The following is a 20,287-nucleotide window of genomic DNA, read 5'->3' as shown; positions in this document are numbered from 1 at the left end:
CGCCACTTAGCGGGGCATCGGTATCGGCAGGGCTTGCGGACCGGTCAGAATGGCCAAGGCATTCGGCTCCATCAATGCTGCAAGTGCCGGATCGGTGCTGCGCAACCCGCCGGTATAGGTGCCGAAGGCCGGCAGGATCAGGCGGGAGGTGTCCAGCAGGAAACAGGGGCGTGAGTTGCTGCGGACGCGGGCCTTGGGATGGTAGTGGCCGGAGATTTCCGCCGTTGCCGGCGGATCAGCAATGTGGCGGAAAGTGAGGGGGCCAACCCGCAAATCCGCCAAATGCTCCCCGCCAAGACCGGTTGGGGCGGGGTCGTGGTTTCCCTCGATCCAGATCCAGCGGCGGTTTTGCATCAGGTCTTGGGTTTGGCGTCTTTCCGGGGCCGGCAATGCAGTGGCTGCGGCATCATCGTCGAAGCTGTCGCCGAGGCAAACCACAGTTGCCGGGTTGAGGTCTGCGACCAGTCTCTCAAGGCGGTTGAGTGTATCACGGCCTTCGTAAGGGGGCAGGGCACTGCCGCCGCGCCGCGCATGGCGTGCGGATTTTCCAAGATGCAGGTCGGAGACGCAAAGCAGCCGGTGGTCCGCCCACCAGAGCGCGCCGGAGCCGAGCGCGGTCAGGCGGGCGCCGGCGAGGTTGAAATCAAATCCGTTCATGCTGTGGTCTTAGACGCGCAGGCTGAACAGGCAAGCGCTATTGCGCCAGCCGGTCCAGTCCGGATAGCCGCATCAGCGCTTCGGCCTCGCGTTGCAGCAGCTTTTCCTGCGCTGTGCCTTTGACCGGAACCTTGCCAGCCTCCAGCAAAAGCGGCGCTGCAAGCGGCGAGATCCGGTCCAGCCGCCGCAGGGTGATCCGGCCATTGATCCGTGCCAGCATCTGCTCAACGCGGCCAAAGTCCACCAGCCCGCGCAGGGCTTCGTCGCGGGTGATGCCCATCAGCAGGTGGTCCGGGTCGTATTTCCTGAGAGTGTCATAGAGGATGTCGGAGGAGAATGTTGCTTGGCGCCCGTTCTTGCGTTGCCCGGGTGTGTTGCGTTCAATCAGCCCGGCGATGGTCGCCGCGCCGCGGAAGGCGCGTTTCATTACTGCGTTGCCGGCCAGCCAGCCGTCCAGCCCCTCGCGCAGGGCTGTGACATCGAACAGCGGGGCCGGGTCGGTCAGCGGCTCCAGCCCCCAGATCAAGGTGGCGTAGTCGGTCGAGACAAAGCCAAGCGGATCAAGGCCAAGCTCCTCCATCCGCTTGGTCAGAAGCAGCCCCAGCGTTTGCTGAGCGTTACGGCCGGCAAAGCCGTAAATGCAGGCATGCTCGCGCCCGTCGCGGGGAAAGCTTTCGATCAGCAGCGACCCGGCGCGGGGAAGGTCCGAGACGTCGCGCTGCAGTTCCAGCCATTCGGCGGTGTGGCGGGGCAGCTCTGGCCAGCTGTCCTGACTGAACATCTCCTGGATGCGCGCGCTGAGCTGGGTGGAGGTGGCGAATTTGGTGCCGGAGAACACTGCGATCTTCGGTTTCCTGCCGGGGGTGCGGGTGACCTCGACGGTCATTTCGCGCAAGCCCTCGTATCGCACGGTCCGGCCGCCGATCAGAAAGGTGTCGCCGGGGGTGAGGGTGGCGGCAAAGGCCTCCTCGATCTCGCCCAGGGGCTTGCCGCCGCGGCTGCGCTTCAGGCGCACCTTGACGAGGTCGGCGTCCTGGATGGTGCCCAGGTTCATGCGGATGCGTTGGGCGGCGCGCGGATCGCGCAGCTGCCATTTGCCGTCCGGGCGTTGCAACAGGCGCTGCCACTGGTCGTAAGCTTTCAGCGCGTAGCCGCCGGTGGCACAGAAATCCAGACAGGCATCGAAACCGGCGCGGGTGAGGGCGGCATATGCGCCGGCGCTGGTTACTTCGGTGTAGAGTTCATCTGCATCAAACGGCCCGGCGCAGGCTGCAATCAGGATGTGCTGGCAAAGAACGTCGCGGGGACCGGGGCCGCGCGCCTCGCCATCCAGATCGCCTGCACGGACAGCGTCCAGCGCGGCACGGCATTCCACCACTTCAAACCGGTTGGCGGGCACCAGAAGCGCCTTGGACGGCGCGTTGTAGCGGTGGTTGGCGCGGCCGATGCGCTGGACCAGGCGTTTCACGTTCTTCGGTGCGCCGATCTGGATCACCAGGTCCACATCGCCCCAGTCGATGCCGAGGTCCAGTGAACCGGTGCAGACAATGGCGCGCAGCTCGCCGCGGACCATGGCGGCTTCGACCCGTTCGCGCTGGCCCCGGTCGAGGGAGCCGTGATGGATCCCGATCGGCAGCGCATCGTCATTGGCGAGCCAGAGATTGCGAAAGAAAATCTCGGCCTGGGCGCGGGTGTTGTGAAATATCAGCGTGGTTTTATGCGCCTGGATCTGTTCCATCACCGCCGCGATGGCATAGGCCGCGCCGCCGCCGGCCCAGGGTGGCGCTTCTGCGGTTTCCAGCATCCGGATGTCCGGGGCGGGGCCGGGGTCTGCCTGCACGATTTTGCAGGGGTCCGGGTGGCAGGCCAGATAGCTGGCAATGGCCTGCGGGTCGTCCACGGTAGCTGACAGGCCCACCCGGCGCAGATCAGGGCAGAGCGTTTGCAGCCGCGCCAGGGCCAGCATCAGCTGGTCGCCGCGTTTGCTTTCGGCCAGCGCATGGATCTCGTCCACCACCACCCGCTTCAGCCCTTTGAAAGTGCGGGCCGCATCCTCGTAGGAGGTAAGCAGCGCCAGGCTTTCCGGTGTGGTCAGCAGGATATGCGGCGGATCGGCGCGCTGGCGCCTTTTGCGGGAAGACGGCGTGTCGCCGGTGCGGTCGTCAATGCGGATGGGCAGGCCCATATCTTCGACCGGGGCGCGCAGGTTGCGCTTGATGTCTGCAGCAAGGGCCTTGAGCGGTGAAATATAGAGGGTGTGCAGCCCGTCATGAGGGCTTTCTGCCAGATCGGCGAGGGTGGGCAGAAAGCCGGCCATGGTCTTGCCGCCGCCGGTGGGGGCGATCAGCAGGGTTGCCGGATCCCCGGCGCAGTCCAGCATGGAGTGCTGGTGCGGGTGGATGGACCAGCCGCGGGCGGTAAACCAGCCTAGAATGACCTTAGGAAGTTTGCTCATCCCTTCCTTTTAGGGGAAGGCCCAAAACTTTTCGAAAAGTTTTGCAAGAGTTTTCGAAAACTCTTGCTGCCGCCTGTCTGCCGGCGGGGATCACTTCACGATCTCTTCGTCCTTGACGAACATGTTAGCCCAGGCGCGGTCGATCAGCTCGGGGGACATCTGATAGGGGATGCCCTCAAATTCGCAGATCGCGATGATCTGGTCGATCAGAAACACCGGCTGGTAGTTCGCATAGACGTTATCGATCGACGGGTATTTCTTTTTCAGCAGGTGCACCAGGGCGCCTTCGTCCAGCGGCATGCCTTTCTTGCGGGCCACCATGGCAAAGATCTTGAGGTAGTTTTCCTGGTCCGGGCCGTCGATTTTGATCTTGAAAAATATCCGGCGCAGGGCTGCCTGGTCAAAAATCTTGTTCGGGTGGAAGTTGGTGGAGAAGATCACCAGCGTGTCAAAGGGCACTTCGAACTTCTCACCTGACTGCAATGCCAGGATGTCCTTGCTTTCCTCCAGCGGCACAATCCAGCGGTTGACCAGCGACTGCGGCGGTTCCGCCTGGCGGCCAAGGTCGTCGACGATGAAGATGCCGCCGGTGGATTTCAGCTGCAGCGGTGCCTGATAGGTGCGCGCGGTCGGGTTATAGACCAGATCCAGCATGTCCAGCGACAGCTCGCCCCCGGTGATCACGGTGGGGCGCTGGCACATGACATAACGTTCGTCGAAACGGCGGCGGCGTCGCAGGGCGTTGGGGTCCTCGGGTTCCTGCGCGACTTCGGTGTGGACAATCGGGTCATAGACCGTGATCACCTGGCCCGAGTATTCAATGGCGCGCGGCACATAGACGTGATCCCCCAAAGCGTCGCGGATGCCGTTGGAGATTGAAGATTTACCGTTGCCCGGCGGGCCGTACATCAGGATCGAGCGGCCCGCGCTGACGGCCGGGCCAAGGTGGTCCAGCAGGCTGTTTGGCAGAATCAGATGCCCCATGGCATTGGTCAGCTGGTCGCGGGACACTTGGATGTTGCGGATCGACTGGCGTTTCACCTGCGCGCGGTAGACGTCCAGCGGCACCGGCATCGCCCCGAAGTACTCCGACTGGCTGAGCGCATCCAGCGCCCGCGATTTACCCGCATCGGTCAGCTGGTAGCCCATTTCGTTGCCGCTGTTGGCGTTGAGCGTGCCGGTGGCCTCCAGCAGCTTTTGCTCGCGGGCGATATCCACCAGTTCCTGGGTGACGGCGCCGGGCAGGCAGATTGCCTCGGCAATTTCGGTGACGTTCTCGACGTTTTTGCGGAAGATGGTCTTCAGCAGGATGTCCCGCATCATCACCAGCGGCAGCTGCATCTGCGCCAGCCCTTTGGGGGCGGGCGGGGCCATCACGGTGAGGTTCTGCATGTTCATGGCGGTGCCTGTCCCTAAGATCGGATCCGTGCCCCGGCAGCCGGGGCGTTCAAGGAAACAGACTATTCAGGACTGTGGCAACAGCGGGGCAGAGCTGCAGCAATTCCGCGGAGGCGGCGGATTTCCAGCGAAGTTTTTGCAGCGGATGCAGTCAGCTGCCAAAGCGCGCTGCCAGCACCAGGTAGAGGGCCAGGGTGCCGCCCAGGCACAGGCCCATCGGGAAGCTTTTGCCGGTGTCCCAGCTTTGCCATTGCGGCGCCAGCCGGCGCAGGGGGGTGTATTTGGCGATCCGGTGGGCGGTGAAACCCGCCAGCAGGGTGGCCGCAAAGATGATCATCAACAGCCGCAGGTCGCCAAGCGCAAAGAAAGGTGCCGCGGCGCCTGCAAATTTGGCGTCGCCCGCGCCGACAGCACCGGCTGCATAGAACAAGTAACCCAGGCCGATGCCGACCGGCAGGTGCAGCAGATGCCAGCCGTAGTCCGTCCAGCTGGGCATCAGCACCGCTCCTGCAACCACATAGATCACGGCTAGCAAATCGACGGCCCAGTTGGGGATGCGCATGCCGCGCAGATCCGTCAGCGCGACTGTGTAGCACAGTGGCAGAACAAAGGGCAGGAACCACAGGGCTGCATGGGCCGGGAACTGCATGGATCAGCCGTTCTCCAGGGCCGCCAGCGAGCGCGAGGCTTCCTCAAAGTGCTGCGGGTGGGTGTCAATTGCTTCGCGCAGCAGATTCTCGCCGGTCTTGACGTCGCCTTGCTTGACTGCCAACAGCGCCAGCGTGTGCAGCAGCAATGCGCGTTCAGTCTGATCCATCGGGATCACCGGCAGGGTGTAATTGCGTTGCGCGCCGCGGGCCAGAACCAGGTTGTTCTTGGCTGTGAACAGGCGTTGATCCTGACGGATTGCTTCGCCGAACAACCGCTCAGAGCCGGCGAAATCGCCGCGGGTCAGCTTGGAATAGCCCCAATTGTTCATCACTTTCGCTGGTTTTGTCGTCAATCCAACTGCGATTTCATAAAAGCTGTCGGCGCGTTTCCAATCTTTGGCGGCATCAGCCACAACTGCCTCCAGGCGGTAGCGCTCATAGGTCTCATGGGTTGGGGGAACCCTGTCCAGTTCTGCCTTGGCCGCGTCCCATTCGCCGCTGCGCACAAGTGCGCCTGCCAGCTGAACATGATCCTCGCTTGTGACGCCCTTCATCGAGACAACTTTTTTCCAGGCGGTGGTGCCTTCCGTGGTGCGCTTGGCGCGGATCAGCGAATAGGCCAGCCCGCGTTGCAGTTCAATCCGGTCCGGGCTGCTCTTCAGCGTCCGCTGGAAATGGGCAACCGCCTCGTTCGGATCGGCGACCGAGAGCATGACGTCATTCAGATTGCTCTCGTCGATGACATTCACTTCCTGAAAGGCCCGTTCCACGGTTTCATCGGCTTTCTCTGCGCAGGCCGACAAAAGCAGCGCCCCTGCCAGAGAAGCGGATAGGAAATACTGCTGGCGCATTGGTGCGTCCTTTTTACTGCTCTGCCTCTGTCATGGTGCTTGGCTTATCAGGTAGCTGCCGCCGCCTTGCCGCACCAATTTATAATCTTGATTTTGAGGGTCAGTATGCGCAGGATTTTCAAGCTTTGCGAGAGCAAGGCGTAAATTATCGCGGATTGCGTCACTTTCGCCATTGTCAAGCGCATAGGCGCGCTGGAACACCTGCACCGCTTCGGCGGTTTTGCCGCGCTCCATCAGCACGACGCCCAGGTTGTTCATCGGTTCCGGCCAGGTGCCGTCCGCATCCACCGCCTGGCGCAGCAGATCTTCTGCCTGGCCAAGCCGCCTGAGGCCCAGTTTGGCACTGCCCATGCCGGACAGAACCTCTGGCGTCAGCCCGTGGTCAAGGGCAGCGCGGGTGAAGGCGTCCAGTGCCAGTTCATGCTGGCCCGCTGCCATCAGCCGGTGGCCGACCACCAGCCCGTCCTCGGCCTGCTGGCGGTGATTGCCGCTTGGCGCCCAAGGGCTGCCCTTGTCCTGTTTCAGCCCGCCCGGCGCGCAGGCCGCCGCCAGCGCAACAACGCTGGCGGCGGCAATAGCACGGCAGGGACGGCCCGGCCCGGCCCGTCCTGATGAGTTCATGTTCGGTTGCCTCAGTTGCCCATGTTCATGATGCCCTGCACCGACGGGCCGACCAGAATGATCAGCAGCGGCGGGACTGTCAGGCCCATTGTGGCAAGGGTCATCTTCACGGGCAACTTGTTTGCGGCCTCTTCTGCGCGCATCACACGCTTGTCGCGCATTTCCCCGGCATAAACCCGCAAGGCGTCTGCGATCGAGGTGCCGAAGCTGGCGGACTGGATCATCACAGTCACAAAGGAGGAGACATCCTGCACCCCGCAGCGGGTGGCCATGTCCCGCAGGACCTTGTCCTTTTCCTTGCCTGCCTTCATCTCTTGCGCGACAACCTCGAATTCTTCGGCCAGATCCGGGAAAGAGGCGTGCAGCTCCTTGGCAACGCGGACAATCGCCTGGTCCAGCGACTGGCCGGCTTCGACACAGACCAGCATCATGTCCAGTGCATCCGGGAAGCCTTCGGTGATCTTTTGCTTGCGCTCTTCAATCCGGCGGGTGATCCAGTATTTCGGCAGCAAATAGCCGGCCGCGCCAGGCCCGATGATGCGGATCGCCATTTGCTGGCTGTCATAATCGATATCGGCCTTCAGTACGTAGACAAAGAACAGCCCGGCCACGAGGCCCAGGATGCCCAGAGCAAACTGCAGGAAATGGAACAGGCGCACCGAGTCCTTGGAGTGATACCCCGCCTGGCGCAGCTTCAGTTCCATTGCTGACAGTTCGTCTTCGTTCTGCGGTTCCAGAAAACCTGCGAATTTTTGCAGCTGCTCGTTGCGGTCGGCCTGGCGCAACCGCTGTTTTTGCGGTTTGTTCCGGGTTTCGGGCGCCATGTTCTTTTGCAGCTTCTTCAGCGGATCCTCGGGCTGGTTCAGCAGCAGCGGAACCGCCAGCAGGATCATGAACAGCCCGGCAATGCCAAGCGCCAGGAGCGGGCCGAACTCGCCGAATTGCGATGTCAGGTAATCGTTTATTCCGGTCAGAAATTCCACGGTCCCCTCCTTACACTTTGATGTTGGTCAGCACGCGCATGACGATCAGGTTGGCAGTCAGCATCACACCCACCGCAAAACAGGCGGGGATGAACCAGGGATGGTCCAGCACGCCGTCATAATAATTGGGATCCTTGACCAGGATCCCGATCAGGCAGAACAGCGGGAAACCTGACAGGAATTTGCCCGACCACTGCGCCTCGGCGGTGATCGCCTTGACCCTGCGGAACAGGCGGAAGCGGGCGCGGATCACCTTGGCCAGGCCGGCCAGAACTTCGGCCAGGTTGCCGCCCGATTGCTGCTGGATGGTGACGGCAACAGCCAAAAAGCGCATGTCCTGCATGTCCAGCCGTTCCGCCATTTCCTTAAGCGATTCGCCAACATCGCGGCCGTAAGCGCATTCATCTGAGATGATGCCGAATTCGGTCGCCAGGGGGTCTTCAACCTCATTTGCGACGATCTGCACAGCCGAGGTGAACGGATGGCCGACGCGCAAGCTGCGCACCATCAGTTCCACCGCATCCGGCAGCTGTTCTTCGATCATGGCCATCCGCTTGGCGGCTTTCTTGTTGACCCAGAAGAACACCGCACCAACGCCGATGATGACGGATCCCAGGATCCGGACGGGCAGGGGGGCCGAAGTGCCGATGCTGAGGCCGGCAAAGGCAACGGCAGCAAGGGCGGCCATAATCAGGATCAGCTGCTTGGGCGAAAAGGCAATCGCCGCTTTCTGCGCCCGCTCCGACAGCAGTGAATAGAGCGGGATGGACTGCGACTTGGCGTGCTGGCCCAGCTCCTTGCGCAGCTGCTCCAGCACCTGTTCGCGGTTGCCGCCCTTCTCCATCATCTCCAGCCGGCGGTTCACCTTGCTGTTGAGGCTGATGGATTTGCCGAAGGTGAACAGATACAGGCCTTCGACCAGGGCCAGAACCCCGAAGAAAATCAAGCCGTAGATAAGCGGTTCGGCACTCAGTTGCATCAGCGTGCCTCCATCACGGTGGGTTCATAGATCGACGGCGGCAGATCAAAGCCCCAAAGGCGGAAGCGCTCAGAGTAATGGCTGCGCACCCCGGTGGCGGTGAAATGGCCGATGATCTTGTTGTCCGGGGTCAGCCCGACCCGCTGGAAACGGAAGATTTCCTGCATCGAGATCACGTCGCCCTCCATGCCGGTGATTTCGGTGATGGAGGTCATCCGGCGGGAACCGTCCTGCAGACGCGAGGCCTGCACAATGAGGTTCACAGCTGAGGAGATCTGGCTGCGCACCGCTTTGAGCGGCATTTCAATACCTGCCATTGCAATCATGTTTTCCAGGCGTGAAATCCCGTCGCGGGCCGAGTTGGCATGGATCGTGGTCATCGAGCCGTCATGGCCGGTATTCATCGCCTGCAGCATGTCGATGACTTCCTCGCCGCGGGTCTCGCCGACGATGATGCGGTCAGGGCGCATCCGCAGAGCGTTCTTCAGGCAGTCGCGAGGGGAGACCTCGCCCTTGCCTTCAACATTGGGCGGGCGGCTTTCCATCCGTCCCACATGGGTCTGCTGCAGCTGCAGTTCCGCGGTATCCTCGATCGTCAGGATCCGCTCGGAATTGTCGATGAAGCTGGACAGCGCATTCAGCGTGGTGGTTTTACCCGAACCGGTACCGCCCGAGACGATGACATTCAACCGGGTCGAAACTGCGGCCTGCAGAAAGGCGGCCATCTCCTCAGTGAAGGCGCCGAAATTCACCAGGTCGTCGATGCCCAGCTTGTCTTTTTTGAATTTCCGGATCGACACCAGCGAGCCATCCACCGCAACCGGCGGCACCATCGCGTTGAAGCGCGAGCCATCGGCGAGGCGGGCGTCCACATAGGGGTTGCTTTCATCAACACGGCGGCCCACAGCCGAGACGATCTTGTCGATGATCCGCATCAGATGCTTCTCATCCTTGAAGGTGATGTCGCTGATCTGCAGTTTGCCATCACGTTCAATAAAGATCTGCTGCGGGCCGTTCACCAGGATATCGCTGACCGTGTCGTCCTGCAGCAGCGCCTCAAGCGGGCCAAGGCCGGTGACCTCGTCATACAGCTCCTTGTTCAGCTGCTGGCGGTCCTCGCGGTTCAGAACAATGCCTTTTTCCGCCAGGATCTCGGTTGCAATCGTGGCGATCTCAGATCGCAGCTCTGCCTCGCCTGCGCGTTCCAGCGCGGCCAGGTTCAGGTTCTCCAGAAGCTCCCGGTGCAACTGGATCTTAATCTCCCCCAAACGCTCCTTGCGCTTGCGGTCCTTATCCATCGGCTGCGCCTCGGCGGCTTTGCGCTGGACCGGCCGCCGCAGACTGGCAGCAGGCGCGGCAGCAGCCGCCGCGACCGCAACCGGCTCAGACGCAGGCGCGGCAGGTTTGGCCGCTTGCTTTTTGTACTTGGAAAACATCAACTCACCCCCGGTTCAGCCGCTTAGGCGGCTTCGGCTTCACTTCGGCCCAATGCGTGCAGCGAGGCTGCAAGCTTGGCGATTTCTTTGCGCAAGGGATTCTTCGCTGCCGAAACGGCCAGCGGCAGCCCGTGGTCGCAGCTCTGCAGAACCTGCTTGCCGCCATCGGGCAGCTGCAGGTCGATGGAGATGCTTAGGGATTCGGCCATCCGTTTGACCCGGCTTTTGCCGGCAAGATCGGTGAACTTCGGTGCCCGGTTCAGGGCAAAGCGCAGTTTTTCGAACGGCAGGTCTTCGGACTGCAGCGCCCGTTTCATCCGCAGCGCGTTCTGTGCCGAACGCATGTCCAGTTCGATCATCGCGAAATAAACATGCGCCATGTTCAGCACGGTTTCAGACCATTGCACCAGCGTATGGGGCATGTCGACGACAACAAAGTCGAAGTGGCTGCGCGCCATCCCGATCACCCGTGTGATATCCTCGGGCGACAGCAGATCCAGCGGCACCAGTTCTGACGGAGCTGTCAGAACCTGCAGCTTTTCCTGAAACGGCAGCAGCGCCTGGCCAAACAGATCCGCGTCCATGCTTTCAGTTTCGCTGAGCATTTCCATCACCACCTCGCGGCGGGGCAGGTCAAGGTAGGTCGAGACCGAACCGTGCTGCAGATCCAGATCCAGCAGGCACACGCTGGGCTCGTCATGTTCGCTGAGCGTTGCAAGCTCCCAGGCCAGGTTGACAGCCATGGTGGTCGATCCGGTGCCGCCTGCCAGGCCGTGGCAGACGATCACCGCGCCTTCGCGCTGGCTGCCGGACTGCAGCTGATGCGGGTTCTGCGCAACCTCTGGTTCCGGCGCCTGCAGCCGTTCGATGGCAGCCTGCAATTCCTGTTCAGGCAGCGGGTAGGGCACAAATTCATCGGCACCCTGGCGCAGCAGCGTATGCAGTGCCGCTGGGGTCACGTCCTCGGCGATCAGGATCACCTTGATGCCGCGCGACTTCGCCTGGCTGATAATCTCTCCCATCAGCGGCAGATCGCCCTCATCGGCGCTGTCGATGGCCAGGGCCACAAACTGCAGCGGTTCTGCTTCGGCCTGGCCAAAGAAAGCCAGCGCTTCGGTAAAGCCCAGATCGCCCCAGGCCTCTCCCAGGACGGCTTCCATGTCTTCGATAAGGAGGTCGAAATTCTGCACGTCCCGGCTGATCGTGCAGGCAACAATCGCAGGTGTGTCTGTTTGCGGCATTCCGCTGCTCATCGCCATCATCCTTGTTCACTTGGGCAGACCGGGCTTTGGGCACAGTCCGCCTCTTGGAAACAATGTCGGTGGCAATCTAGGCGATATTGGGGCCAAAAATCCCCAAATCTGGGGAATTGTTACTACTTCGTAACCAGCTGGCCGCGTCTTCTGCCTACTGCAGCGTGCGCTCCAGCGACTGCTGTTCGGTCAATGTGGTGCCCGGAATCGCGCTTTCCAGATATTCGCGATAGATAATCTGGGCGTATTTCCCGTCCAGCACCGTCGGGTGGCGCTTAAGGAATCCGCTGACCTCGGTCACCGTCCGGCGGTTGCGGCGTTCGCGCTCAGGTGTCGGGACCAGCGGCTGGGTTTCGCCGTGCGAGACCACTGCTTCCAGCCGGCTGCGGCTGATGCCGCGGGAAACCAGATAGTTCACAGCCGCGCGGGCCCGGCGCAAGCCGAGGGATTTGTTATAGCCGTTGCTGCCGACCGCGTCGGTGTGGCCGAAGACGCGGAATCGCACCTCGGGGAATTGCTTGATCCAGACTGCCTGGCGGTCCAGAACCGACCGCGCGGTCTGATCCAGCCGGGCGCTGTCAAAATCGAAGTTGATCGTCGTGGGCACTTCTTTGGCGAACCGGCCGGCCAATTGGATGGCAAAGCTGCGCTCACCGCTCATCACTGCCGCATTGCTGAGGGTCGCCTCGCCAAAGTCGCCTGAGCGGTTCAGCTCACGGCCGGCCTCCCGTTCGCAGGCGGCTGCGGCCAGAAGAATGCCGAAAATTGCAGCGGTTCTGATCATCTGTGCCACTCCCTATCAGTCCAGCACGTAGCCGTAAGAGCCGTTGAAATCCTGCTTGGCCACTTCAGCCGCCGGTCCGTTTTTGGTGCGGGAGGTGCGCCCGAACAGGAACAGATCCTTTTCGCTTGGCGGCGCCACCCGGTCGGTCGGCAGGGTCAGCGCCTCGCCGCGGGTCGGAGTCACCAGGTGGGCGCTGACGATAATCACCAGCTCGGTCTGTTCGCGCTGGTAATCGGCGCTGCGGAACAGCGCGCCCAGCACCGGCACGTCGCCAAGCCAGGGCAGCTGTGAAGAGTTGTCGAGAAATTCATCACGGATCAGCCCGGCGATGGCAAAGCTCTCGCCGTCGCGCATTTCCACCGTGGTCGAGGTCTCGCGCCGCGTGAAGGCGTCGATGGTCAGGCCGCTCAGCTCCAGCGCATTGGAAGGGTCGATGGCCGACACAGCAGCATTCAGTTCAAGATTGATTAGATCGCCGTCGATCACCCTGGGAATGAAATTCAGCTCAATCCCGAAGGGTTTGAATTCAACAGTGATGACGCCGCCTTCCTGAGCAATCGGAACCGGGTATTCGCCGCCAGCCAGGAATTTCGCCTCCTGCCCTGACAGGGCGGAAAGGTTGGGTTCTGCCAGGGTGCGGACCACGCCCTTTTGCTCCAGTGCTTCGAGCAGGAGGCTGACCTGGACGGAACCTGCGTTGAAGCCGAACAGGAAGGCGCCGGTGTTCTCGTTGGCGGCAGGGATGTTGCCGGCCAGCGAGTTGGCCAGCGCGCCGGATGTGTTCAACGTGTTGATGCCGCCGGTGCGGCCATTGCCGGTACCGCCGTTAAAGCCCAGCGAGGCGCTCAGCGACTTTGAGACTGAACGCTGCATTTCGGCAAAGCGGACCTTAAGCATGACCTGCTGCACACCGCCGACCGACATCAGATTGCTGACCCGTTCCGGCGCATAGCGTTCGGCCAGGTCCAGCGCCCGCTGCAGCCGCACTGCGCTGGACACGGTGCCGGACAAAACGATGCCGTCGTTGGCGGTGCGGACTTCAATTTTTTCATTAGGCAGGATCTGGCGCAGACGTTCCTTGAATTCGGTCACATCCGCGGCCACCCGCACGTCCACATTGGTGATCAGCCGGCCGGAACCATCAAGCAGCGTCAGCGTGGTCAGGCCGGGCGACTTGCCCAGCACATAGATCGTGCGGTCGGACAGGGAGGAAATATCTGCAATGCCGGGGTTGGCGATGCTGAGCTCAGCAAAAGGGGTTTCGCTTTCCACCACCACGGCGCGGTTCATCGGCACGTCCAGTCGTGAAACCGTGCCTTTTTTCACCACCCGCAAGGATTGCGCTGATGCCCCATCTGCCTGTGGCATACCAATAAGCGATAGACCCACCAGGGCCGCCGCTACGAACCGTCCAATTGCCATGTGACCTGCCTTTCCGATCACGCCTCAAAATCCGGGTCTTTTTGCCCGCTCTTTCGGGCACTGTGGTGCAGATCCCGAATTATTGCAAGAATCAATGGCTTCTGGGGTGTTCCTGTCTGCGGGCCATTGTGGGGCCTGCGCAACAGGCAAAACAGCCGCCCCTTGCTGAAAAAGGACGGCTGAGCCTGTTAACGGTCCGCGCGGAAATGAAATTCCTAGTTTGTGCAGGGGATCGGAATTTCCACAACCTCAGCGCCGCGGCGGGTGCGGATGGTGCAGACTTTTTCCTTTTCCACTTCTTGCGGCGCTTCCAATGCCCCCAGGCCCAGCAGGCTGCGCTGGTCCACTTCGACAAACGAAGCAATGGTGTCATCCCCGGCGCCGACCAGGGCCAGCGACAGCCGCCCGGTGGTTTGCGCCTGTGCCAGCGCGGCGACCTGCCTGGGGTGGGCGGCAACGGTGACGGTGCGGGCAATGACGGCTTCGTTGATGTCGCCGCCGGCGCTTTGGTCAATGGCCACCAGTTCGACATTGGTTTGGATCAGGCGGGTGACCTCACCGCGGTTGCCGGCCGATCCCGGCATCATGCCGGTCCAATAGACGTCCACTTTGTCGCCAGGCCGCAGGAAACCCGAAACACCTGAGGAGACATCGACCTTGATTGCAAAGGCGCGCATACCGCGCTGCAACCGCGATGTGATGCCGGCGTCTTCGCCAGGTGCCGTGACCTTGAGGGCCATGATGGCCTCATCTGTTTCCATGGCGCGCAGAACCACTCTAAGCTGATCACCGGCATGTGGCGGAAACAGCTCTTCATGGGTGATATAGGCACCTTCGGGAATGGCATCTTCGGGCCAGCGCACAGTGCGCACTGCGTCCTGGGACAGCCGCTCGCCGTATTTCAAGGGTTTGGTGGCGACAAAAACATCCACCAGCGGCACCGCTTCGGCGCGGGCTGCGCGTTCGCGCGCCAGTTCATTCTGATAGGCCGAGATATAGTTTTTTGCCATCATGACGGCGCCGCCCGCGAGGGCCACACCGACAATCAGCACCAGTCCGAAAACTGCACGCATTGTGTTACCTCTCATAGATTTCAGCCGACGCCCCGCGGGGCGGAACCGGCTGCTGGATCACTCGAACTGTGGCGGCAATTGATGGTGTCCCCCAAGCCTCAGCCAAAGTTCCAATTGCTCATATAGTCTGCCAGCCCCTGGGCCAGGCCAAGCGCACCGTCTTGCGTCATCCCGGCAATCAATACGGCAAGCCCGATTGCGGCGGCAGCTAGGATAACCCAGTCAACGGTTACCGCTCCGTCGTCACTGGCAATGAATGACCATAGTTTCTTCATGTTGCGGACCTCGCTGCCCAAAGGGATTCAAGGGATAGGATCGCCTGCTGAAAGCAATCCCGTGTTAGTATCATTAAGCTTCATGAATGGGGCGTTAATGGGGCGTAATCCGTGCTTTTTGCCTAATAACCTATTAATGTGAGAGGTAAGGAAGGAAGTGCTTTTTGACGCAGGGTTTGTCTCGCATCCCACTTCCCAAACTCATATTAATCGGTTGATTTCGCCAGAAAACTTTATGCGGGACCAGCCTCATTGCAGAAGTGCCGAATGAAAAGGGCCACCCTCCGAAGAGAGTGGCCCGAATTACTGTGCTGCGGTGCGGATTGGATGCCACCGCCTGCGATCAGGTCGGCTTCTTGCCTTTCAGGTAGGAGCCAGTGTCGCTTGCCAGGGTGGACGCGCCATCCTGAACAGCGGTGTAGACCACGCCACCCAGTGCGGCGACAGCTGCGGTCAGTACGACCCAGTCAACGGTCACGGCGCCGGATTCGTCTTTGCGGAAGTCTTTGCGGAAGCTTTTGAAAAACTTGATCATGGTTCGGTCCCTCCAAAGGATCTCTGAATTAATGCTGTCCCGCCGTTTTGCCAGGGCCTGCTCTCTCACCTGCTTGGGCACTGACCGGCTTGGATGAGTACATATAGCCAGCTGAGCATGGCAGGATTGGGGCGAGAATTCGGAATTGGCTGCCTAATTTTAACTTTTTGGCAAGAAACTGCATGTGTCAGAAAGGGCGTCTTCTACAGCTAAGCGGAAAGAATATTGCGAGGTTGGCGGATCTTCCCGCGTGCCGGGGCTTTCAAAGTTCCAGCCGGTTGAAAATGCAGGTCCGGACTTTCCCGCAGTGGAGCGGAAACGGAATAGGCCGCCCTCCGAAGAGAGCGGCCCGAATTGCGGTGTCGCGATGCGGTATATACGCCGCCGCCGGCAATTAGGTCGGTTTTTTGGTCTTCAGGTAGGAACCGGTGTCGCTCGACAAGGTGGAAGCGCCATCCTGCACAGCGGTGTAAACCACGCCGCCCAGTGCGGCGACAGCTGCGGTCAGCACGACCCAGTCAACGGTCACGGCGCCGGATTCGTCTTTGCGGAAGTCTTTGCGGAAGCTTTTGAAAAACTTGATCATGGTTCGGTCCCTCCAAAGGATCTCTGAATGTGTAATCCCGCCATCTCGCCAGGGTCTGCTCTCTCACCTGCTCGACCACTGTCCGGCTTGGATGAATACATATAGCCAGTGCAGCGTGGCAGGATTTGGGCTGAAACCCGGAAATAGCTGCCCAATTTTTACTTTTCGGAAATAACTTGTGCATCCACCTGTTTTTGCGGCATTAATTTTTTCTTACTTCACCGTGCCCCGTGATATTTCAGCGCCAGTCCGGGGCAAATAAGGCGGTTGCGCCAGATTCCGGGGCAGGAATACTGGCCTTCGGGCGTCAATTTTCACAGATTGGAACGAACTGAAACCGCAGGCAGGCAGGGCAATGTCATTCGGGAACACTGTATTGGCGCTGGCAGCCTGTGCCATGCCACTGGCTGCAGTGGCTGAGGAGGTGCAGCCCCGGCCTTTTCCGCAGTTCGAGGCAAAACGCATCAAACCGCCGGCGTCCGGCACAGGCAAGCGCATTACCATACAGATTGAGCCGCAGCCTGAGCCAGCCCCCCCGGCGCCTGCGTTGAAAGCAGCCGCAGACAGCAGCGCAAAGCCGGCCGGCCGTTATGGCTGGTTCTGGGATAAGGTTGCCTTTGGACTAGAGGGATCGGGGCCGGGGCGTCTGGATGACGCCCTGCAGGCCTTGAGCGGAGCTAAAGGCCTGGCGGCCCCGCGGTTGCAACTGATGCAGGATATTGTGCAGGAACGCGGTGTGCAGATCCTGACCGAAAGCCTGGGCACCGAGGTGTCGCCGGCCTTGGTCCTGGCAGTGATCGCGGTCGAATCCGCCGGCAAGCCTGATGCGGTCAGCGCTGCCGGGGCGCAGGGGCTGATGCAGCTGATGCCTGATACTGCCAAACGTTTCGGGGTGAGTGACGCGCTGGAGGCGCGGCAGAACATTGCGGGCGGTATTCAGTATCTCGACTGGCTGATGGGGGAATTCGGCGGCGATCCGATTTTGGTGCTGGCTGGCTATAATGCCGGCGAAGGGGCCGTGCGCTCGCACCAGGGGGTGCCGCCCTTTGCCGAGACACGCGACTATGTGCCCAAGGTTCTGGCCGCCTATCAGGTGGCGCGCGGCCTATGTATGACACCGCCGCAGTTTTTGTCCGACGGATGCGTTTTCAGGCTGGGCAAGTAAGGCGCGGTCAGCTGTCTTTCAGATAAGGCTGCAACAGTATCCGCGCGGATTGCAGCGCGTCCTCTGCCGGGGCAGGGGTGACTGACATGGCGGCCAGGACAGTGGCACCTTCTTTCAGCATCAAAAGCTGCCGGGCCAATGCTGCGGGATCAGGCGCCCCGGCTGATTGGGCCAGCGCAGTGAAATGGTCCAGCAGCATCTGCTTATGTTCACTGGATTGCCGGTACACCGGATGCGCATGGTCCTGGAATTCAGAGCTGGCCTTTACAAACATGCAGCCGGCAAACCCGGGCTTGCCGAACCACTCTCCCAGAGCGGTGAAAACAGCGATCAGCTGTCCCGCCGGTGTGTCCGACAGGGCCTCCATACGGCCATAGAGCCAGTTGCGGAAGTTCTCGTCCCGCAGCTGCAGAACAGCACTGATCAGGTCATCCTTGGTGCGGAAATGCTTGTACATGGAGGTTTTTGAGACGCCGGTTTCCTTGACCAGCGTGTCCATTCCCGTGGCGTGAAATCCGCTGCGGTAGAACACGTCCAGGGCTTTGCGGACCAATTCGTCTCGTTTGTTCGGGCGCATGATTCATCTCTATCTGTACCGGTCTGTTCATATTGGCGGAGGAAGGGGCAGGCAACTCAAATCAGTTTAACAAGCGAAAGCAGGGCGTAACCGGAGTTCTGCGAGCCTGCCCAGTGACCCGTCCGCAACGTCTTGAAATGGTGTGTTTTCTGCAAAGTTTTTGTTCTTTTCCTGCCGCCGCCGCTATGGTGCTGGAATTGACAGGATTGAGCCGCATCATTTGGCTTTGAAAAATTGGAGACAGGAATTGGAATTGGGAATTGATCCGGCGGCGCTTGCCGCGGGTTCGCAAGAGGCCACCAGCACCTTTGCAATGCTCGGCCTGATCGCTTTTACCGGGATTTTCGGGCGGATGGTGTTTGTCGCCTTTGCTCCGGGACTCGCAAAGGTCAACCCGTTCCGGAATTTCTCGGGCCTGGGTTTTGTGCTGCTGGCCGCGGGCCTGTTTGCAGGTGCTTTGTATGTTTCGGGCAAGCAGACCAAGGCGATCGTGCTGTTCAACCGGCATCTGGTGGATCCGGTTATCGTTACCTTGCTTGGCCGCGACAGCTGTGACCCGGCCAGGGGCAGTTATTGCGTGGTGGTGTTCGAAGACGGCCGGGAGAAGATCGTCAATTGGTACGATAAGCGCGTTTACATGTATGAAATCGTCAACCCGCCCGAAGGCGCCATCTGGCACACCCAACGGCCTCGCGCACGGCCCGGGTCTGCTGCCGGGGTTTGACTGCAAACCGGATTTGCAATGAAAAGGCCCGCCGGAAACCGGCGGGCCCTGATTGTCAGATCTGATCCGGGATCAGTCGACCAGGGTGGCCTGGGTCGCGCTGCGGATCTCGTCTTCGCTGACACCATCCGCCAACTCAACGATCTTCAGGCCGCCGTCCACGACGTCCAGGACGCCCAGATTGGTGATGATCCGGTCGACAACGCCCTTGCCGGTCAGCGGCAGGGTGCAATCCTTCAGAACCTTGCTGTCGCCGTGTTTGTTGGTGTGATCCATCACGACCACCACACGGCCGACACCCGCGACCAGATCCATGGCGCCGCCCATGCCCTTGACCAGCTTGCCGGGGATCATCCAATTTGCCAGATCGCCGTTCTCGGCCACTTCCATCGCACCCAGGATCGCCATGGCGATCTTGCCGCCGCGGATCATCGCAAACGACTGCGCCGAGTCGAAATAGGCGGTCTGCGGCAGTTCGGTGATGGTCTGCTTGCCCGCGTTGATCAGGTCGGCGTCCTCTTCGCCCTCATAGGGGAAGGGGCCCATGCCCAGCATGCCGTTCTCCGATTGCAGGGTCACTTCCACACCTTCGGGGATGTAGTTGGACACCAGCGTCGGAATGCCGATGCCGAGGTTCACATACCAGCCGTCCTGCAGCTCCTGCGCGGCCCGTGCCGCCATCTGATTACGATCCCAGGGCATTATGCTTCCTCCCGCTTGCGCACGGTGCGCTGTTCGATGCGTTTCTCGTGCTGGCCTTGGATGATGCGGTGCACGTAGATGCCGGGCAGGTGAATCGAATCCGGGTCCAGCGAGCCGGTCGGCACGATCTCCTCGACCTCGACCACGCAGACCTTGCCGCAGGTGGCAGCAGGCGCGTTGAAGTTGCGGGCGGTCTTGCGGAACACCAGGTTGCCGGTCTCATCCGCCTTCCAGGCCTTTACGATGGCGAGGTCGGCAAAGATGCCTTCTTCCATGATGTAGTCCTCCATGGCGCCGTCCGCTCCGGTGGGGAACTGCTTTTCAAACTTTCCGTCGGCAATCACTGTACCCACGCCGGTCTTGGTGAAGAAGCCCGGAATGCCTGCGCCGCCCGCGCGCATGCGTTCAGCCAGGGTGCCCTGCGGATTGAATTCCAGTTCCAGCTCGCCGCTCAGGTACTGGCGCATGAATTCCGCGTTTTCGCCCACATAGGACGAGATCATCTTTTTCACCTGCCGGGTCTGCAGCAGGATGCCTATGCCGAAATCATCGACGCCGGCGTTGTTGGAGGCAAAGGTCAGATCCTTGGTGCCTGCGTCCTTGATCGCCTGCAGCAGCAGTTCGGGGATGCCGCAGAGGCCAAAACCGCCCGCAGCGATGTACATGCCGTCGTGAAGCAGCCCGTCGAGCGCTTCAGCAGCGTTGGAATATACCTTCTTCATGGAGTTCTCCCAGTATGCCGGTTGCGGGATTTCTGGCTGCCTGCTGGAGCAGAGTCAATGAATACGGAGACGGGCACGTATTTCTACGGAGAACAGAGAGGGCAAGGCTCCCGTGCCTTCCTGGTGCATTTGCCTTCGGCAGATGCTCCATCAGCCTTGGGCGTGGCGCCGCTTTGCGGCGCAAAGGAAAGCTTTGCTGATAAGCCAATAAGGTTAGCTTTGTCCTTATTGGGCATTCGCGGGAGTGAAACTGTTCTGCGCCGCGCCAAGGTCAAGCCGCTGACGCAGCGGCAGGGCCGCCCTTGACGCAGCGCAGAATAGAGAAGGACGCGGGCAGGACATGACCCGCGCCGCGTTAGCGGCGCCGGGCCCAACGGTGAGGGCGCATGTCAATGCGCCTGGAACCGGCGGGAGCACCCCGCCCAAGTCCACGCCGCCG

Annotated in this window: 21 protein-coding genes; 2 read left to right on the top strand and 19 right to left on the bottom strand. The window is 61.0% G+C overall.

Annotated features, from left to right (window positions below):
• Nucleotides 1–6 precede the first annotated feature (6 nt).
• The 16 genes from pdeM to K3555_RS14875 all read right to left on the bottom strand — a co-directional run bounded on the left by pdeM (nt 7) and on the right by K3555_RS14875 (nt 15,958).
• Nucleotides 7–657: a ligase-associated DNA damage response endonuclease PdeM gene (gene pdeM, locus K3555_RS14950; protein WP_260006006.1), complete on the bottom strand. Its 651-nt coding sequence runs from the start codon at nt 655–657 to the stop codon at nt 7–9.
• Nucleotides 658–694: 37 nt separating this feature from the next.
• Nucleotides 695–3,112: a ligase-associated DNA damage response DEXH box helicase gene (locus K3555_RS14945; RefSeq protein ID WP_260006004.1), complete on the bottom strand. Its 2,418-nt coding sequence runs from the start codon at nt 3,110–3,112 to the stop codon at nt 695–697.
• A gap of 90 nt (nt 3,113–3,202) precedes the next feature.
• The gene (locus tag K3555_RS14940) at nt 3,203–4,510 is read right to left on the bottom strand and encodes an ATPase (RefSeq protein WP_260006003.1); all 1,308 of its coding nucleotides are present in this window, start codon (nt 4,508–4,510) and stop codon (nt 3,203–3,205) included.
• 151 nt (nt 4,511–4,661) lie between these two features.
• Nucleotides 4,662–5,159, bottom strand: a complete 498-nt coding sequence (locus K3555_RS14935; protein ID WP_259997632.1) for a prepilin peptidase — start codon at nt 5,157–5,159, stop codon at nt 4,662–4,664.
• Between the two features lie 3 nt (nt 5,160–5,162).
• Nucleotides 5,163–6,011, bottom strand: a complete 849-nt coding sequence (locus tag K3555_RS14930; RefSeq protein WP_260006002.1) for a lipopolysaccharide assembly protein LapB — start codon at nt 6,009–6,011, stop codon at nt 5,163–5,165.
• Nucleotides 6,012–6,041: 30 nt separating this feature from the next.
• Nucleotides 6,042–6,632 carry a tetratricopeptide repeat protein gene (locus K3555_RS14925; RefSeq protein ID WP_260006000.1) on the bottom strand — a complete coding sequence of 197 codons (591 nt, stop codon included), beginning with the start codon at nt 6,630–6,632 and terminating at the stop codon, nt 6,042–6,044.
• A gap of 11 nt (nt 6,633–6,643) precedes the next feature.
• Nucleotides 6,644–7,615 carry a type II secretion system F family protein gene (locus K3555_RS14920; RefSeq protein WP_259986681.1) on the bottom strand — a complete coding sequence of 324 codons (972 nt, stop codon included), beginning with the start codon at nt 7,613–7,615 and terminating at the stop codon, nt 6,644–6,646.
• 10 nt (nt 7,616–7,625) lie between these two features.
• Nucleotides 7,626–8,594 (bottom strand): type II secretion system F family protein, encoded by a 969-nt coding sequence (locus K3555_RS14915; protein WP_259986680.1) that lies wholly within the window; start codon nt 8,592–8,594, stop codon nt 7,626–7,628.
• Nucleotides 8,594–10,030, bottom strand: coding sequence for a CpaF family protein (locus tag K3555_RS14910; protein WP_259986679.1), 1,437 nt, complete (start codon nt 10,028–10,030; stop codon nt 8,594–8,596). The genes K3555_RS14915 and K3555_RS14910 overlap by 1 nt, the downstream gene beginning before the upstream one ends.
• 23 nt (nt 10,031–10,053) lie before the next feature.
• Nucleotides 10,054–11,283 carry an AAA family ATPase gene (locus K3555_RS14905; RefSeq protein WP_260005998.1) on the bottom strand — a complete coding sequence of 410 codons (1,230 nt, stop codon included), beginning with the start codon at nt 11,281–11,283 and terminating at the stop codon, nt 10,054–10,056.
• A gap of 154 nt (nt 11,284–11,437) precedes the next feature.
• A complete protein-coding gene (locus K3555_RS14900) occupies nt 11,438–12,067 on the bottom strand; it encodes an OmpA family protein (RefSeq protein ID WP_259997637.1) in 630 nt (209 codons plus the stop codon).
• 15 nt (nt 12,068–12,082) lie between these two features.
• Nucleotides 12,083–13,489, bottom strand: coding sequence for a type II and III secretion system protein family protein (locus tag K3555_RS14895; RefSeq protein ID WP_259986676.1), 1,407 nt, complete (start codon nt 13,487–13,489; stop codon nt 12,083–12,085).
• Between the two features lie 215 nt (nt 13,490–13,704).
• Entirely contained in the window at nt 13,705–14,562 is an 858-nt protein-coding gene (cpaB, locus tag K3555_RS14890) for a Flp pilus assembly protein CpaB (RefSeq protein ID WP_259986675.1), read from the bottom strand.
• A gap of 98 nt (nt 14,563–14,660) precedes the next feature.
• Entirely contained in the window at nt 14,661–14,837 is a 177-nt protein-coding gene (locus K3555_RS14885; RefSeq protein ID WP_259986674.1) for a hypothetical protein, read from the bottom strand.
• 343 nt (nt 14,838–15,180) lie between these two features.
• Nucleotides 15,181–15,372 carry a Flp family type IVb pilin gene (locus K3555_RS14880; protein WP_129371726.1) on the bottom strand — a complete coding sequence of 64 codons (192 nt, stop codon included), beginning with the start codon at nt 15,370–15,372 and terminating at the stop codon, nt 15,181–15,183.
• A gap of 394 nt (nt 15,373–15,766) precedes the next feature.
• Nucleotides 15,767–15,958 carry a Flp family type IVb pilin gene (locus tag K3555_RS14875; RefSeq protein WP_129371725.1) on the bottom strand — a complete coding sequence of 64 codons (192 nt, stop codon included), beginning with the start codon at nt 15,956–15,958 and terminating at the stop codon, nt 15,767–15,769.
• A 355-nt stretch (nt 15,959–16,313) separates the two neighbouring features.
• On the opposite strand from K3555_RS14875, the gene K3555_RS14870 reads away from it, so the two are divergent.
• Nucleotides 16,314–17,123: a lytic transglycosylase domain-containing protein gene (locus K3555_RS14870; RefSeq protein ID WP_259986673.1), complete on the top strand. Its 810-nt coding sequence runs from the start codon at nt 16,314–16,316 to the stop codon at nt 17,121–17,123.
• Nucleotides 17,124–17,130: 7 nt separating this feature from the next.
• On the opposite strand, the gene K3555_RS14865 is transcribed toward K3555_RS14870, so the two are convergent.
• Complete coding sequence (locus K3555_RS14865; RefSeq protein ID WP_260005993.1) at nt 17,131–17,700, bottom strand: TetR/AcrR family transcriptional regulator; 570 nt, start codon at nt 17,698–17,700, stop codon at nt 17,131–17,133.
• A 247-nt stretch (nt 17,701–17,947) separates the two neighbouring features.
• On the opposite strand from K3555_RS14865, the gene K3555_RS14860 reads away from it, so the two are divergent.
• Nucleotides 17,948–18,424 carry a hypothetical protein gene (locus K3555_RS14860; RefSeq protein WP_260005992.1) on the top strand — a complete coding sequence of 159 codons (477 nt, stop codon included), beginning with the start codon at nt 17,948–17,950 and terminating at the stop codon, nt 18,422–18,424.
• 72 nt (nt 18,425–18,496) lie between these two features.
• Here K3555_RS14860 and K3555_RS14855 read toward each other — a convergent pair whose 3' ends face one another.
• Both K3555_RS14855 and K3555_RS14850 read right to left on the bottom strand, forming a co-directional pair.
• Complete coding sequence (locus K3555_RS14855) at nt 18,497–19,126, bottom strand: CoA transferase subunit B (RefSeq protein WP_259997649.1); 630 nt, start codon at nt 19,124–19,126, stop codon at nt 18,497–18,499.
• Complete coding sequence (locus tag K3555_RS14850; protein WP_129371720.1) at nt 19,126–19,848, bottom strand: CoA transferase subunit A; 723 nt, start codon at nt 19,846–19,848, stop codon at nt 19,126–19,128. The genes K3555_RS14855 and K3555_RS14850 overlap by 1 nt, the downstream gene beginning before the upstream one ends.
• Between the last annotated feature and the right edge of the window lie 439 nt (nt 19,849–20,287).

This window comes from Leisingera sp. M527 (assembly GCF_025141525.1).
Lineage (GTDB): Bacteria > Pseudomonadota > Alphaproteobacteria > Rhodobacterales > Rhodobacteraceae > Leisingera.
The sequence above is the reverse complement of the archived record's forward strand: the minus strand, read 5'-3'. Positions and strand labels throughout refer to the sequence as shown.

Excerpts from the sequence above, each read along its gene's own strand:
- K3555_RS14915 (WP_259986680.1), bottom strand. The coding sequence starts at position 8,594 with ATGCAACTGAGTGCCGAACCGCTTATCTACGGCTTGATTTTCTTCGGG.
- K3555_RS14900 (WP_259997637.1), bottom strand. The coding sequence starts at position 12,067 with ATGATCAGAACCGCTGCAATTTTCGGCATTCTTCTGGCCGCAGCCGCC.
- K3555_RS14875 (WP_129371725.1), bottom strand. The coding sequence starts at position 15,958 with ATGATCAAGTTTTTCAAAAGCTTCCGCAAAGACTTCCGCAAAGACGAA.
- K3555_RS14870 (WP_259986673.1), top strand. The coding sequence starts at position 16,314 with ATGTCATTCGGGAACACTGTATTGGCGCTGGCAGCCTGTGCCATGCCA.
- K3555_RS14925 (WP_260006000.1), bottom strand. The coding sequence starts at position 6,632 with ATGAACTCATCAGGACGGGCCGGGCCGGGCCGTCCCTGCCGTGCTATT.
- K3555_RS14850 (WP_129371720.1), bottom strand. The coding sequence starts at position 19,848 with ATGAAGAAGGTATATTCCAACGCTGCTGAAGCGCTCGACGGGCTGCTT.
- cpaB (WP_259986675.1), bottom strand. The coding sequence starts at position 14,562 with ATGCGTGCAGTTTTCGGACTGGTGCTGATTGTCGGTGTGGCCCTCGCG.
- K3555_RS14885 (WP_259986674.1), bottom strand. The coding sequence starts at position 14,837 with ATGAAGAAACTATGGTCATTCATTGCCAGTGACGACGGAGCGGTAACC.
- K3555_RS14935 (WP_259997632.1), bottom strand. The coding sequence starts at position 5,159 with ATGCAGTTCCCGGCCCATGCAGCCCTGTGGTTCCTGCCCTTTGTTCTG.
- K3555_RS14865 (WP_260005993.1), bottom strand. The coding sequence starts at position 17,700 with ATGCGCCCGAACAAACGAGACGAATTGGTCCGCAAAGCCCTGGACGTG.
- K3555_RS14895 (WP_259986676.1), bottom strand. The coding sequence starts at position 13,489 with ATGGCAATTGGACGGTTCGTAGCGGCGGCCCTGGTGGGTCTATCGCTT.
- K3555_RS14910 (WP_259986679.1), bottom strand. The coding sequence starts at position 10,030 with ATGTTTTCCAAGTACAAAAAGCAAGCGGCCAAACCTGCCGCGCCTGCG.
- K3555_RS14855 (WP_259997649.1), bottom strand. The coding sequence starts at position 19,126 with ATGCCCTGGGATCGTAATCAGATGGCGGCACGGGCCGCGCAGGAGCTG.
- K3555_RS14905 (WP_260005998.1), bottom strand. The coding sequence starts at position 11,283 with ATGAGCAGCGGAATGCCGCAAACAGACACACCTGCGATTGTTGCCTGC.
- K3555_RS14930 (WP_260006002.1), bottom strand. The coding sequence starts at position 6,011 with ATGCGCCAGCAGTATTTCCTATCCGCTTCTCTGGCAGGGGCGCTGCTT.
- pdeM (WP_260006006.1), bottom strand. The coding sequence starts at position 657 with ATGAACGGATTTGATTTCAACCTCGCCGGCGCCCGCCTGACCGCGCTC.
- K3555_RS14940 (WP_260006003.1), bottom strand. The coding sequence starts at position 4,510 with ATGAACATGCAGAACCTCACCGTGATGGCCCCGCCCGCCCCCAAAGGG.
- K3555_RS14945 (WP_260006004.1), bottom strand. The coding sequence starts at position 3,112 with ATGAGCAAACTTCCTAAGGTCATTCTAGGCTGGTTTACCGCCCGCGGC.
- K3555_RS14880 (WP_129371726.1), bottom strand. The coding sequence starts at position 15,372 with ATGATCAAGTTTTTCAAAAGCTTCCGCAAAGACTTCCGCAAAGACGAA.